The sequence below is a fragment of the Glycomyces tarimensis genome (genome assembly GCF_054776215.1).
Map to the genome: position 1 here is coordinate 110,680 of NZ_BAAHCB010000002.1, position 13,717 is coordinate 124,396.

Annotated in this window: 14 protein-coding genes and 1 tRNA gene; 2 read left to right on the forward strand and 13 right to left on the reverse strand. The window is 69.4% G+C overall.

The window, feature by feature from the left end; all coding sequences use genetic code 11:
- Positions 1–4: 4 nt before the first annotated feature.
- The 4 genes from ACYVK3_RS02620 to ACYVK3_RS02635 all read right to left on the reverse strand — a co-directional run bounded on the left by ACYVK3_RS02620 (position 5) and on the right by ACYVK3_RS02635 (position 3,669).
- Positions 5–1,525: an alkaline phosphatase D family protein gene (locus ACYVK3_RS02620; protein ID WP_460495702.1), complete on the reverse strand. Its 1,521-nt coding sequence runs from the start codon at positions 1,523–1,525 to the stop codon at positions 5–7.
- 139 nt (positions 1,526–1,664) lie between these two features.
- Positions 1,665–1,859, reverse strand: a complete 195-nt coding sequence (locus ACYVK3_RS02625) for a helix-turn-helix transcriptional regulator (RefSeq protein WP_460495921.1) — start codon at positions 1,857–1,859, stop codon at positions 1,665–1,667.
- Between the two features lie 38 nt (positions 1,860–1,897).
- Positions 1,898–2,749, reverse strand: coding sequence for an ABC transporter permease (locus ACYVK3_RS02630; protein WP_460495703.1), 852 nt, complete (start codon positions 2,747–2,749; stop codon positions 1,898–1,900).
- Positions 2,746–3,669 (reverse strand): ABC transporter ATP-binding protein, encoded by a 924-nt coding sequence (locus tag ACYVK3_RS02635; RefSeq protein ID WP_460495704.1) that lies wholly within the window; start codon positions 3,667–3,669, stop codon positions 2,746–2,748. The genes ACYVK3_RS02630 and ACYVK3_RS02635 overlap by 4 nt, the downstream gene beginning before the upstream one ends.
- A gap of 202 nt (positions 3,670–3,871) precedes the next feature.
- Between ACYVK3_RS02635 and ACYVK3_RS02640 the strand changes: the two genes are divergently transcribed.
- On the forward strand, positions 3,872–6,091 hold the full coding sequence (locus ACYVK3_RS02640) for an HAD family hydrolase (RefSeq protein WP_460495705.1): 2,220 nt from the start codon (positions 3,872–3,874) through the stop codon (positions 6,089–6,091).
- A 53-nt stretch (positions 6,092–6,144) separates the two neighbouring features.
- On the opposite strand, the gene yjfF is transcribed toward ACYVK3_RS02640, so the two are convergent.
- The 5 genes from yjfF to ACYVK3_RS02665 form a co-directional block, all read right to left on the reverse strand.
- Positions 6,145–7,170 carry an ABC transporter permease family protein gene (gene yjfF, locus ACYVK3_RS02645; protein ID WP_460495706.1) on the reverse strand — a complete coding sequence of 342 codons (1,026 nt, stop codon included), beginning with the start codon at positions 7,168–7,170 and terminating at the stop codon, positions 6,145–6,147.
- On the reverse strand, positions 7,167–8,219 hold the full coding sequence (locus ACYVK3_RS02650) for an ABC transporter permease (RefSeq protein ID WP_460495707.1): 1,053 nt from the start codon (positions 8,217–8,219) through the stop codon (positions 7,167–7,169). Before ACYVK3_RS02650 ends, yjfF begins: the two co-directional genes overlap by 4 nt.
- Positions 8,216–9,739, reverse strand: coding sequence for a sugar ABC transporter ATP-binding protein (locus ACYVK3_RS02655; protein WP_460495708.1), 1,524 nt, complete (start codon positions 9,737–9,739; stop codon positions 8,216–8,218). Before ACYVK3_RS02655 ends, ACYVK3_RS02650 begins: the two co-directional genes overlap by 4 nt.
- A 108-nt stretch (positions 9,740–9,847) precedes the next feature.
- Complete coding sequence (locus ACYVK3_RS02660; protein ID WP_460495709.1) at positions 9,848–10,831, reverse strand: ABC transporter substrate-binding protein; 984 nt, start codon at positions 10,829–10,831, stop codon at positions 9,848–9,850.
- Between the two features lie 169 nt (positions 10,832–11,000).
- The gene (locus tag ACYVK3_RS02665) at positions 11,001–11,582 is read right to left on the reverse strand and encodes a cob(I)yrinic acid a,c-diamide adenosyltransferase (protein ID WP_460495710.1); all 582 of its coding nucleotides are present in this window, start codon (positions 11,580–11,582) and stop codon (positions 11,001–11,003) included.
- A 25-nt stretch (positions 11,583–11,607) separates the two neighbouring features.
- Here ACYVK3_RS02665 and ACYVK3_RS02670 point away from each other — a divergent pair, with 25 nt between their 5' ends.
- The gene (locus ACYVK3_RS02670; RefSeq protein ID WP_460495711.1) at positions 11,608–12,456 is read left to right on the forward strand and encodes a 3-hydroxyacyl-CoA dehydrogenase family protein; all 849 of its coding nucleotides are present in this window, start codon (positions 11,608–11,610) and stop codon (positions 12,454–12,456) included.
- Here the strand turns inward: ACYVK3_RS02670 and ACYVK3_RS02675 are convergent.
- The 4 genes from ACYVK3_RS02675 to ACYVK3_RS02690 form a co-directional block, all read right to left on the reverse strand.
- Positions 12,443–12,865: a hotdog family protein gene (locus ACYVK3_RS02675; RefSeq protein WP_460495712.1), complete on the reverse strand. Its 423-nt coding sequence runs from the start codon at positions 12,863–12,865 to the stop codon at positions 12,443–12,445. The genes ACYVK3_RS02670 and ACYVK3_RS02675 overlap by 14 nt on opposite strands.
- On the reverse strand, positions 12,862–13,230 hold the full coding sequence (locus ACYVK3_RS02680; RefSeq protein WP_460495713.1) for a hotdog family protein: 369 nt from the start codon (positions 13,228–13,230) through the stop codon (positions 12,862–12,864). The genes ACYVK3_RS02675 and ACYVK3_RS02680 overlap by 4 nt, the downstream gene beginning before the upstream one ends.
- Before the next feature lie 46 nt (positions 13,231–13,276).
- A complete protein-coding gene (gene rpmG / locus ACYVK3_RS02685) occupies positions 13,277–13,447 on the reverse strand; it encodes a 50S ribosomal protein L33 (protein ID WP_460495922.1) in 171 nt (56 codons plus the stop codon).
- Positions 13,448–13,548: 101 nt separating this feature from the next.
- A tRNA-Met gene (locus tag ACYVK3_RS02690) sits at positions 13,549–13,620 on the reverse strand.
- Positions 13,621–13,717: the final 97 nt, after the last annotated feature.

The window sequence follows — 13,717 nt, forward strand, 5'->3', positions numbered from 1 at the left end:
GCCGTCAGGCGACCGGCTCGATCGCCTGTGTGAAGAGCGTGTTGCCGTCGAGGTCCCGCAGCGCCACCTCGCAGACCTCGGTCTCGGCGTCAATGACGACCTCCCCGAAGTACTGGTGGCCCTCCGCCGGAGAGGTGTTCGCGGCCGGCGGCGCCGAGACGAACACGGCCTCGGGCCCGAAGGTGCCCTCGAGGCGGTTGGGGCCGAAGCCGCCGGCGTTGAGCGGACCGGAGACGAACTCCCAGAACGGGTCGAAGTCCTGGAACGCCGCGCGGTCGGGGCTGTAGTGGTGCGCGGCGGTGTAGTGGACGTCGGCGGTGAGGAACACGAGGTTCCGCACCCCCTTGCGCTTGGCGAAGGACAGCAGCTCGGCGATCTCGGCCTCGCGGCCCAGCGGTGCGCCGTCGTCGCCCTGCGCGATGCCCTCCTGCGCGGCCGAGCCGTCGGGCACGACCAGGCCGATCGGCAGGTCCGCCGCGATGATCTTCCAGGTCGCCTTGGACTGCTTGAGCTCCCGCTTGAGCCATGAGAGCTGCCTCGACCCGAGGATCGAGCCGCCCTCGCCCGTGTTGGCGCCGTTGGCGTCCTTGTAGGTGCGCATGTCGAGCACGAACAGGTCCATGAGCGGCCCGTAGGAGAGCTTGCGGTAGATCCGGCCGTCGCCGTCGATGTCGACGCGGCTGGGCGTGTACTCGCCGAAGGCCTTGCGGGCGCGGGCGGCGAGCACGTCGACGTTCTTCTCGGTGTACTGCGGCAGGTCGAGGATCTCGCCGGGGTACCAGTTGTTGACGACCTCGTGGTCGTCCCACTGGTTCACCATCGGGACGTGCGCGAGGTAGGCGCGGAGGTGCTCGTCGAGCAGGTTGTACTGGTACTGGCCGCGGTACTCCTGGAGCGTCTCGGCGACCTTGCGCTTCGCGTCGGTGAGCGTGTTGCGCCACGTCGAGCCGTCCGGCAGCGCGACGGTCTCGCTCAGCGGCCCGTCGGCGTAGTGGAAGTCGCCCGAGCACAGGAAGAAGTCCGGTTCGGACTCGGCCATGGTCGCGAAGATCCGGTAGCCGCCGATGTCGGGGTTGATGCCCCAGCCCTGTCCGGCCAGGTCGCCCGACCACTGGAAGCGGACGTCCCGCGGCGCCCGGGAGGCGGTCGTGAACGAACCGGTGATCGGCTCGGACTCCCGATCGCCTTCGGCGCGGACGCGGTAGTGGAACCGGCGGCCCGGTTCGAGCCCGCGGACGGTGATCTTGCCGGCGAAGTCGTTCTCCTCGGCCAGTCGCGGGCCGCGGAGGGTGCGGGCGCGCTTGAAGTCGTCGCGGGTGGACACCTCGACGACCATGCGGGAGTGGCGGTCGGCGCGGGTCCAGATGACCGCGCCGTTGTCGCTGACGTCGCCGGACTGGACGCCGTGGGTCAGCTGGGGCCTGGATGAGGCGTACGAGATCCCGGGGGTGCCGAGCAGGACCGCGCCGCCCGCGCCGAGGGCGATGAGCCGCCTTCTGTCGATGTTCACTGTGGTTGTCTCCATACCGTCGGGGTCGGCTGTTCGCCTACAGGCTCGCAGGCGAGGTCGAATCGGCGGTGTATCCGAGGTGAACAGCGGCCCCGCGCCCGGCGCGGCCCGGGTGTTGTGGCCGCGTGTGCCGAGGCGCGGGGCCGCGTCGGAATCAAGCTCCTATCCGCGGGAACGGCTTGGTGGAGAACACGACCTCCACCGGCACTTCGAAGTGCTCGGCGATCTTGAGCGCCAAGTGCAGGCTCGGCGAGTATTCGCCGCGTTCGAGGTAGCCGACGGTCTGGTAGTGGACGCCGAGGGCATCGGCGAGCTGGCGCCGCGAGATGCCCCGTTCGGCGCGCAGCATCGCGATGCGGTTGTACACGACGTCGTCGGCCACGGCCGCTACCCCCAGTTCTGCTCGACCAGCTTGCGCCGGGCCGCCATCGTGGACCCGGATTCCCGGCGGGCCATGCGGCTCAGCAGCTTCGGTGCGATCGCCATCGACGCGACCGCCCATGCAGCGAGCACGATCAACATCGTAAGGGTCCGCCAGCTCTCGCCGATCTCCACCGCCGCGGCGGCATCCGGCAGCAGCGCGTGCCGCATCCCGAGGCCGAGCCAGTAGACCGGGAAGACCTGTCCGACCGCCTGGAGCCAGCCGGGCAGTGCGGTGATCGGGTAGAAGATCCCCGAGACCGCGATGAGGCCCATGAACGGCAGCATGACCAGGCCCATGTTGCGCGGGTTGTCGATGAGCGCGCCGAGGACCGCGCCCATCGGCATCGTCGCGGCCAGGCCCAGCACGAGCACGGCGACGAACATGAGCCACCGGTCGGGCGAGGCGAATTCGAGGCCGGCGAAGAAGACGAGGCCGACGACCATGAGCACCGTGACGGTGAAGGCCGTGAAGATCGCGAGCGAGACGATGTGGCCGACGAGGTAGCCGGTCATGCCGCCGGGCATCGACTTGGCGCGCAGCAGGGTGCCGTTGGTGCGGTCCATGACGAGGATGCCTTGGACTCCGAGGACGCCGCTCCAGACGATCATCATGCCGATGAGGCTCGGCATGTTCATCGCTCCGAGTGAGACCGAGGCGCCCTCGATGTCGACGCCGCGCAGGAACAGCATGACCGTCACGATGATCCCGACGGGCAGCGCGTAGCCCATCACGTCCGACGGCGTGGTCAGCGAGATCCTCGTCTCGATGAGGGCGCGCCGCCATCCGACCTTGTAGGCGTATGCGGTGGTGTTCACTTCGTGACCTCCTGAAAGCTCTCGATGGCGGCGTCGGCCTCGCCGGCCTCGAACTGCTCGACGAGTGTCAGGTAGGCCTGTTCGAGGCTGGCGCGGTGGATCTCCAGGTCGGTGACCGCGCCCTCGTCGGTGGCGAGGAGCTTGCGGGCGAAGGCGGTCGCGTCGTCGGTGGCGTGGACCTGGAGCCGGCCGTCCTGCATCCACGTGACCTCGGCGGTGGTGGCGGCGGCGCGCGCCAGCGCGTCGGGCGATCCGTCGGCGATGATGCGGCCGCCGGCGAGGATGAGGATGCGCTCGGCGAGCTTCTCGGCCTCGCCGAGGTCGTGGGTGGTGAGCAGGATGGTGGTGCGTTCGATGTCGGCGAGCCGGTGGATGAGCTCGTGGAACTCGCGGCGGGCGTGCGGGTCGAAGCCGGTGGTGGGCTCGTCGAGGAACAGCAGTCGGGGTTTGCCGACGATGCCGGCGGCGACGTCGAGGCGGCGCCGCTGTCCTCCGGAGAGGGTGGAGATGCGCTGGGCGGCCTGTTCGGTGAGTCCGACGAGTTCGAGGAGCTCGTCGGCGTTCCACGGCTCGGCGTAGGGACGGTAGTAGTCGGCGAAGTGGGCGAGGAGGTCGCGGACGCGCCACTTGTGGTTGTCGCGCCATTCCTGGAGGACGATGCCCATCTGGGCGCGCCAGCGCTCGTCGGCGTGTTCGGGGTCGGCGCCGAGGACGGCGACGTCGCCGCCGCTGCGGGCGCGGAAGCCTTCGAGGATTTCGACCGTGGTGGTCTTGCCGGCGCCGTTGGGTCCGAGGAGGGCCGTGACCGTGCCGGTCTCGATGGTGAATGCGACGCCGCCGAGGACGTCGTTGTCGCCGTAGCGCATCCGAAGGCCGGACACGGCGATGGCGGGTGCTGCCGTGGACTGGGGGTCCGCCATGATCACCTCCATCATAGAAGTTCGATCGTTGATAGTACACATACTACATCTCGGAGCAGCTCTCTGCATTCCGATATCGGCGCGCCACGGTTGCGGACCACTTGAGCTGGGCATTCAGGGCCGATGGGTGGCGTCGAGCATGCGGCCTTGCATACCCCTAGGGGGTATGTTAGCTTGAAGTCGACCCGGAAGGAGACCCCCGATGAGCGACCACGACGCCAGCAGCGAGGGCACGAGGCACCCCCGCCACGACCACGGCGCACACGAAGGCCATGAGGCGCCGCACACCGATCACCATGGAGGCGCCGAGCACGGCTCCACCGCGACCGACGAGCTCGAGACACACAAGGTCCACGGCAGGCACGAAGGCCACGCGGCCCACGGCAAGCACGAAAGCCACGGGGGACATGGCGGCCACGACAAGCACGCCGGTCACGATCCCGAGGCCTTCCGCCGCAAGTTCTGGCTCAGCCTGATCCTCACCATCCCGATCGTCGTCACCAGTGCGATGATCATGGACTGGTTCGGGTACACACTGGACTTCCCGGGCATCGCGCTGGTCGGTCCCGTCCTCGGCACGGTCGTGTTCCTCTACGGCGGATGGCCGTTCCTCGCCGGCGCCGTCCGCGAGCTGGCCGACCGCGCCCCGGGCATGATGATGCTCATCGCCACGGCCATCACCGTTGCCTACGCCGCCTCCCTCGCGACCAGCGCCGGCCTGTTCGGCCTCGACTTCTGGTGGGAACTGGCCGCGCTGGTCACCATCATGCTGCTGGGCCACTGGCAGGAGATGAAGGCGATCGGCCAGGCCCAGGGCGCGCTCGCCGCACTCGCGGCGATGCTGCCCGACGACGCCGAGCGCGTCGGTCCCGACGGACGGGTCGAGACCGTCCCGGCCTCCGAGCTCGCCGTCGGCGATCTCGTGCTCGTGCGCTCTGGCGCGCGCGTCCCGGCCGACGGCGAGATCACCGAAGGCGAGGCCGAGCTCGACGAGTCCATGATCACCGGCGAGTCCCGGCCGGTGCCCCGCGGGCCCGGCGACCGGGTCGTCGCGGGGACGGTCGCCACCGACTCCTCGATCCGCGTCTCGATCGGCGCCGTCGGCGAGGACACCGCGCTGGCCGGCATCCAGCGGCTCGTCGAGCAGGCGCAGTCCTCGAAGGGCCGCGCCCAGGTGCTGGCCGACCGCTTCGCCGCCATGCTGTTCTACGTGGCGCTCGGCGCGGCGGCGCTCACCTTCGCGGTCTGGTCGGTCGTCGGCGACCTCACCGGCGGCGTCGTGCGGACCGTGACAGTGCTCGTCATCGCGTGCCCGCACGCCCTCGGGCTCGCCATCCCGCTGGTCATCGCGATCTCAACGGCGGTGTCGGCCAAGTCAGGCATCCTCGTCAAGGACCGGTTCGCGATCGAGCGGATGCGCACCGTCGACGCCGTCCTGTTCGACAAGACCGGGACCCTGACCAAGGGCGAACACACGGTGGCGGGGATCGCCGGCGCCGAAGGCGTCGACTCCGGCGAGGTCCTGCACCTGGCCGCCGCCGTCGAATCCGATTCCGAGCACCCGCTGGCCCGCGCGATCGTCGGCCACCACGACCACGCCCACGGCGGTGGCGGCGCGCATGCGAGCCACTTCCGCTCCCGCACCGGCAAGGGCGTCGAGGCCACCGTGGACGGGCGCCGCTACGCCGTCGGCGGCCCCGCCCTCCTGGAAGAACTCGGCGCGGCGGTGCCGAGCGAGCTGAACGCGGACATCGACACGTGGTCCGGGCGCGGCGCGACCGTCCTGTACCTCATCGAGGCCGAGGCCGAACCGAAGGTCCTCGGGGCGCTCGCCCTCGAGGACGAGGTCAGGCCCGAGGCGAAGCAGGCGATCGCCGACCTTCGTGCTCATGGGATCGAGACGATCGCGATGATCACCGGCGACGCCCGCGCCGTCGCCGAGGCCGTCGCCGCCGACCTCGGTTTCGCCGCCGGCCGTGACGAGGTCTTCGCCGACGTGCTGCCCGCCGACAAGGACCGGGCCGTGGCCGACCTGCAGTCCCGGGGCCTGACCGTGGCGATGGTCGGCGACGGCGTCAACGACGCCCCGGCGCTCGCCAGGGCCGACGTCGGCATCGCGATCGGCGCCGGCACCGACGTGGCGATCGAGTCGGCCGGGGTGGTCCTGGCCTCCTCGGACCCGCGCGGCGTCACCGGCGTGATCCGCCTGTCCAAGGCCAGCTACCGCAAGATGGTCGAGAACCTCGCCTGGGCCGCCGGCTACAACGTCGTGGCGATCCCGCTCGCGGCCGGTGTCCTCGCCTGGGCCGGATTCACGCTCGGCCCCGCGATCGGGGCGGTGCTCATGTCGGCCTCGACGATCGTCGTCGCCCTCAACGCGCAACTGCTGCGCCGGGTGAAGCTCGCCCCGCGGGAGCAGTGACGAGGCGGCCGCGGACCCGTTCGGGTCCGCGGCCGTATCGTGTGAGGGTCCCTTCAGGCCTTGCGCTTGTCCCCCGGACGCGCCAAGACCCGCTGGAGCAGGATGAACGCCAGCAGCAGGATGCCGACGACGATGCGGGCCCACCACGAGGACAGGTTCCCCTGGAAGGCGATGATCGTCGACAGCAGGCCCATCACCATGACGCCGGCGACGGTCCCGAGCACGAACCCGGCCCCGCCGGTCAGCAGCGTCCCGCCGACGACCACCGCGGCGATCGCGTCGAGCTCGAGGCCGACGCCGGCGAGCGGGTTGGCGCTCTTGGTGTAGAACGCGGCCACGACCCCGCCGAGGGCGGCGCAGAAGCCGCTGATGGCGTACACGCCGATCTTGGTGCGCGCCACCGGCAGGCCCATGAGCATCGAGGACTGCTCGGAGCCGCCGATGGCGTAGACGCCGCGGCCGAAGCGCGTGTAGTGCAGGACGATGAACGCGACGATCACCACCGCGAAGGCGATGAACGAGATGTACGGCAGGCTGAAGCCCCCCTCGCGCGGGTCGCCGAACTCGACGCGTTCCATGCCCCACGAGAAGAACTCGATGTCCCTGATGGACACGTCGCGATCGGAGATCTGGAGCGTCAGGCCCCGGTACAGGAACAGCCCGGCGAGGGTCGCGATGAACGGCTGCACGTCGAAGTAGTGGATGACCGCGCCGGTGAACATGCCCGACAGGAGCCCGAACGCGAGCACCGCGGGCACGGCCACGCTCGCGGGCAGGCCCGCCTCGACCGTCAGCCAGGCGCACGCCATCGTGGAGAACGCCATCACCGAGCCGACCGACAGGTCGATGCCGCCCGAGAGGATCACGAAGGTCATGCCCACCGCGACGATCAGGAGCGCGGCGTTGCCGATGAACAGGTCCGCGATCAGCTGCGGATTGTCGAAGTGGCGATAGTTGGCCACCCCGCCGACGTACATCGCGACCAGCAGCGCCACGGTCGCGCCGATGGGAATGTAGCGGCTGATACCGCCTGCGAGCGTCGAGCGGCCCGGCCGCTCGGTCAGCGTGGTGCTGCTCATTTGACGAGGGCTTTCTCGGTGGCGGGCTCGGCGGGCGGCACTTCGACCCGCTTTTGGCGGAACGGTTTGAGGATCCAGGCTCGGAACTCCGGGCTCTGGAGGATCGCGACGACGAACACGACGACCGCCTTGGCGGTGAACTGCCACTGGCTCGACAGGCCCACGTTGATGATCGTGACCTCCAGCGTCCCGATGATCGCGACGCCGATGGTGGTGCCCAGCAGGAAGAACCGGCCGCCGATGAGGGCGGTGCCGCCGATGACGACCGCGAGGATCGCGTCCAGCTCGATCCACAGCCCGCCGTTGTTGGCGTCGGCGCTGCCGAGGTTCGCCGCGCCCATGAGCCCCGCCAGGCCCGCGCAGAACGCGCACACCAGGTAGACCAGGACGATGATGCCCTTCGAGCGGATGCCCGCCAGGCGGGAGGCCTGCGGATTGCCGCCGGTCGATTCGAGGAGCATCCCCAGCGCGGTCGTCCGCGTCAGCAGCACCAGCGCGGCGAAGACCGCGAGGCCGATCCAGATGGGCACCGGGACCGTCGCGATCGCGCCGCGCCCGAGCTCGACGAACGGCGTCTCGTCCGACACCGACGGAATCTGGCCGCCGGTGACCAGTTGCGCGATGCCCCGGCCGGCGATCATGAGGATGAGCGTCGCGACGATCGGCTGCACCCCGAAGTGGGCGACCATCACGCCGTTCCACGCACCGATGGCGGCGGCGACGAGCAGCGCCAGGCCCACGGCCGTGAAGACCACGGCGAGCGAGGACTGGTCGCGTTCGAGGATGTACTGGCAGGCGATGGCCGCGCCGATGGCGTAGACGGCGCCGACCGACAGGTCGATGCCCTTGGTGGCGATGACCAGTGTCATGCCGAGCGCGATCAGCAGCAGCGGGGCGCTGCGCCGCAGGATGTTCACGAACGCGCCGCCGAGCCGTCCGTCGTGGACGCTCGGGACGATGAAGTCGAAACCGGTGACGGCGATGTTGACGACCAGGAGCGCCACGAGGACCACCAGCGGCCACATCAACCGCTTGAAGTACGGGTTCACGCCGCACCGCCCTTGCGGACGATCGTCGCGACGATGCGTTCGGTGGTCATGTCGGACTCCTCGTGGAGGACGTCGATGAGCTCGCGGTCGCGCAGCACGGCGATCCGGTCGGACAGTCGTGCGACCTCCTCGAGCTCGGCGGAGATGAACAGGACGGCCATGCCGTCGCCCGACAGTTCGGCCACGAGGCGCTGGATGTCGGCCTTCGCGCCGACGTCGATGCCCCGCGTCGGCTCGTCGAGGATGAGCAGTCGCGGCTCGATGAGCATCCAGCGGGCCAGCAGCACCTTCTGCTGGTTGCCGCCGGAGAGGTTCTTGACCGGCAGGTCCGCCCTGGCCGGGCGGATGTCGAGCTTCTCGATGAACTCGGCGACGAGCCTGTCGCGGCGGGCCGGCGGGATGGCCCTGGCCCAGCCGCGCGAGGCCTGCATCGCCAGGATCATGTTCTCGGCGACCGTCAGGTCTCCCACGAGCCCTTCGGTCTTGCGGTTCTCCGGGCAGAAGCCGATGCCGCGCGCGGCGGCGGTGCGCGGGTTGTGGCCCGAGAGCCTCCGGCCGGCGAAGACCAGTTCGCCGGAGTCGTGCCGGTCGGCGCCGGCGATGAGCCGGGCGGTCTCGGTGCGGCCCGAGCCGAGGAGCCCGGCGAGGCCGACGACCTCGCCTTCGCGGATGTCGAGGTCGAACGGCGCGACCGAGCCCCTGCGGCCCAGTCCCTTCGCCGCGAGCAGCGGTGCGGTGTCGTCGCTCGGGCGGTGGCGGTGCGCCTGGGCCCCGATGGCGTTGAACGCCTCGACCTCGCGGCCGAGCATGTGGCCGATGAGCTCGCTCTCGGGCAGTTCGGCGGTGGCCCATTCGCCGACGAGTCTCCCGTTGCGCAGCACGGTCATCCGGTCGCAGATCTCGTAGACCTGGTCGAGGAAGTGGGAGATGAACACCAGCGCGGTGCCGCCGTCGGCCAGTTTGCGCATGACCCGCAGGAGCACGGCGACCTCGTCGCGGTCGAGCGAGGAGGTCGGCTCGTCGAGGATGAGGACCTTCGCGTCGATGTCGACGGCGCGGGCGATCGCGACGAGCTGCTGCATGGCGATCGAATACGACGACAGGGGCGCGGCGACGTTGAGCTCGACGCCGATGTCGGCCAATAGATCGGCCGCGCGGCGGCGCATGGCGCGGAAGTTGATGAACGGTCCGAAGCGCGGCTCGCGCCCGGCGAAGAGGTTCTCGGCCACCGACAGGTTGTCGGTGAGGTTGACCTCCTGGTAGACCGTCGAGATGCCGCCGGCCTGGGCGTGGCCGGGGCTCGCGAAGCGGACGCTCTCGCCGCCCAGGAGGATCTGGCCGGCGTCGGGGCTGTGGACGCCGGTCAGGACCTTGATCAACGTGGACTTTCCGGCACCGTTCTCGCCCATGATGGCGTGGATCTCGCCGGGTCTGAGGGTGAAATCGACGCCGTCGAGGGCGCGGACCCCGGTGAAGTCCTTCGTGATGCCGGTCATCTGGACGATCGGCTCGTCGGACATAGGCTCTGACCTTCGGTTCGGTGGTGGGATTCGGGGGTGGACGAGCGCCCGGGCGGTGGGGCCCGGACGCTCGCCTGATCCGGTTGCGGAGACCGTCTCGCCCGAAGGCTAGAACTGCCGGTTGTCGATCTCCGCCGCGAAGTCGTCCTCGCCGAAGACGCCCTCTTCGACCGGGACGAACTTCTCGACCTCTTCATCGTTCGCGACCTGCACGACGAGGTCCATCAGCTGGTCGCCGAAGACCGGGTTGCACTCGACGATGTAGTTGAGCTTGCCGTCGACGCCGGCCTGGAAGCCCGCCTTGGAGCCGTCGACGATGATGATCTGGATGTCCTCGCCGGGCGCGAAGCCGGCCTCCTCGATCGCCTGGATCGCGCCGAGGCCCATCTCGTCGTTGTGCGCGTACAGCAGGTCGATGTCCTCCAGGCCGTGCGTGGAGATGAAGGTCTCCATGACGGCCTTGCCGCCCTCGGCGGTGAAGTCGCCCGACTGGGAGTCGACGAGCTCGTAGGGCAGGCCTTCCTCGTCGAGGACCGCGAAGAAACCGGTCTTGCGGTCGTTCGCCGGAGCGGACCCGACGGTGCCCTGGAGTTCCAGGATGCGGGCGTTGTCGTCGTCGGCGAAGGTCTCGGCGGTCCAAGCGCCGGCCTTGCGGCCCTCCTCGACGAAGTCCGAGCCGATGCGGGTCACATAGAGGTCCTCGTCGGCCTCTTCGATGCCGCGGTCGGCGAGGATCACGGGGATGCCGGCCTGATCGGCTTCGGTGAGCACATCGGTCCATCCGGTCTCCACCACCGGTGCCAGGACGATGACGTCGACCTTCTGGGTGATGAAGTTGCGGATCGCCTCGATCTGCTTCTCCTGCTCCTGCTGCGCGTCGACGAACTGGAGCTCGGCGATGCGGTCGTCGGCTTCGGCGGAAGCCTGCACGGAGTCGGAGTTGGCGGTGCGCCACGCGGATTCGGCGCCTACTTGGGCGAAACCGACGACCAGTCCGTCTGCGGAACCGCCGTCGTCGTCTCCGGACCCGCAGGCCGCCGCGCCAAGGAGGAGTGCGCCGGCTCCAATGCCGGCGAGGGCTTTCTTAAGCACGCTTGCGCTGCCTCTCATAGTCGTTGAATTTCGAGGGATTTCGATCTATCTTGGCAAATGTTACCGTTCATATCTTTGCCGCCGACACCGGCCAGGTCAAGCGCCGTAGTGTCTCAATTGGTGTAACAATTTCGCAACGCAGTGCGAACCGCGCGTCACCGGGATCGGGTCACTCCTGTGACCCGCGGGGTTGCCAGAGCACGTCCTGACCGCGGTTCGCCGAGCGCGCCAACACGAACAGCAGATCAGAGAGTCGGTTGAGGTAGGTGACGGGCACCGGGTGCGTCGCCTCGGGCTCCTCGGCCAGCAGCGTCCACGTCGACCGCTCGGCGCGTCGCGCGACGGTGCAGGCCTGGTGGAGCAGGGCCGCACCCGCGGTCCCGCCGCGGAGGATGAACGACCGCAGCGGCTCCAACTCGGCGTTGAACTCGTCGATCCAGCCCTCGAGACGGCTCACGTAGTCCTCGTCGATGCGCAGCGGCGGGTGCTTCGGATCCTCGGCGATCGGGGTGGAGAGGTCGGCGCCCACATCGAACAGGTCGTTCTGGACGGCCACCAGGACGGCCGTCATGGGTCCGCCGATCTCGCCGCCGTGCAAGGCCAGCGCGGTGCCGATCACCGCGTTGAGCTCGTCGACGTCGCCGTAGGCCGCGAGCCGGGGGTGCGTCTTGGGGACCCGGGAGAAGTCGGCGAGTCCCGTCGTGCCGTCGTCGCCGGTTTTGGTGTAGATCCTGGTGAGATTGACCGCCATACCCCAGACCATATAGCCTCACCGCATGGCGCATGTGGCGGTAATCGGTTCAGGACTCATGGGTTCGGGCATCGCGCAGGTCGCGGCCCTCGCGCGGTGGGAGGTCACGCTGGTCGACAGCGATCCGCGCGCGCTGGAGCGGGCGGGGGCCGGCATCGCCGACTCCCTCGACCGCTTCGTCGCGAAGGACAGGATCGAGGAGGCCGACGCCCGGGCGGCCCGCGAGCGGATCTCGTCCACGACGGACCTGGAGGCCGCCGGTCAGGCCGAGATCGTGGTGGAGGCGGTGTTCGAGCGCCTGGAGATCAAGCGGGACGTGTTCGAACGGCTCTCGGAGGTCTGCTCGAGCGAGACGGTCCTGGCGACGAACACCTCGGCGATCCCGATCACCGAGATCGCGGCGTCGGCCTCGCATCCCGAGCGGGTCGTGGGCACCCACTTCTTCTCCCCCGTGCCGATGATGCGGCTGTGCGAGCTGGTGCGGGGCATGCGCACGAGCGACGACGCGCTCGCGAAGGCGCGCGACTTCGCCGAGAGCTGCGGCAAGACCTGCGTGGTCGTCAACCGGGACGTCGCCGGTTTCGCGACGACGCGGCTGATCTGCGCGTTCGTGAACGAGGCGGCCTCGCTGGTGGAGGACGGCGTGATCTCGGCCGAGGATCTCGACACGGCCTGCAGGCTCGGTTTCGGGCACCCGATGGGGCCGCTGGCGACGGCCGACCTCACGGGAGTGGACGTGCTCACGCACGCCACCGAGAACATCTACGAGGACACCGCGGACCCGAAGTTCTTCCCGCCGTCGCTGCTGCGCCGGCTGGTCGCGGCGGGCGAGCTGGGCCGCAAGACCGGCAAGGGCTTCTTCAGCTACGAGTGATCGTGGCGCGGGAGGGGGCCAGGACCTTGTCGCCGCCGCTGAAGGCGGTGATGGCGAGCTCCAGGCTCCCGGCCTCGACCTTGCGGACCTTCGCCTCGATCTCGACGGTCGCGCCGGTGTCCGCGGGCACCACGACGGGCTTGGCGAAGCGGGCCGAGAACTCGGCGAGCCTCGCGTCGATGCCGGCGCCCTCGCACCATTCGAGCACGGCGCGGGAGACCAGGCCCATGGTGAACATGCCGTGGGCGATGACGTCGGGCAGTCCGGCGGCCTTGGCGGCGGCCTCGTCGAGGTGGATGGGGTTGTGGTCGCCGGAGGCCTCGGCGTAGGCGGCGAGGTGCTCGCGCGAGACCGGGAAGGCGGCGGTGAACACCGCGTCCCCGGGGGCGTAGCCGTTGAAGCCGCTCATGCGCTCGCCCCTGCCACGAAGAGGGTGGTCCAGACCTCCGCGGCGAGGCCGTCGGCGTCGGTGACGTCGGTGCGCAGGGTCAAGAGGTCGTTGCCCGCGACGGTCTTGATCGACTCGACCGTGGGCGTGCAGGAGACCTCGGCGCCGGCGCGCAGCTCCCGGTGGTACACGAAGCGCTGCTCGCGGTGGAGCACCTTCGACCAGTCGAGCCCGAACACCGGGTCCTGGATGAGCGGATCCGCGGCGGGCAGCGTGATGGAGATCAAGTAGGTAGGCGGCACCGTCGCGTCGTCCGAGAGCCCGAGGGCGCGCGCGAAGCGCGAAACCGATGCCGCGGTGATCGCCACCGGGTCGGTCGTCGGCAAGGACCGGCCTACATACGAAGCATTGAGCATGCCGGGCTGGAAGGGCCTAGCGGGTCTCTTTGTGAGCTCGCGAGGTCTTGCAGCGCGGGCAGTACTTCTTCAGCTCGAGCCGGTCGGGGTCGTTCCGCCGGTTCTTCTTCGTGGTGTAGTTGCGCTCCTTGCACTCCACGCACGCCATGGTGATCTTGGGGCGAACGTCAGTAGCCTTGGCCACGATGAGTGCCTTCCTCTAAGTGTCGGCGAACCCTTCCGGTCCGCCGCTGCGAACAAAACAAAAGCGTCGACTAGCCTAGCTCGGTAGTCGACGCTGAACAAAAGTAGCGATGGCCGGGATCGAACCGGCGACACAACGATTATGAGTCGTTTGCTCTACCACTGAGCTACACCGCCGTGCGCCCACTGCCACCAGACGAATCTGCAGAAGGCAGTCAAAACACCGCCTTCATCCTCGGTTCGCAAGCTTCACCGAGGCGTTTCAGCAGTGGTT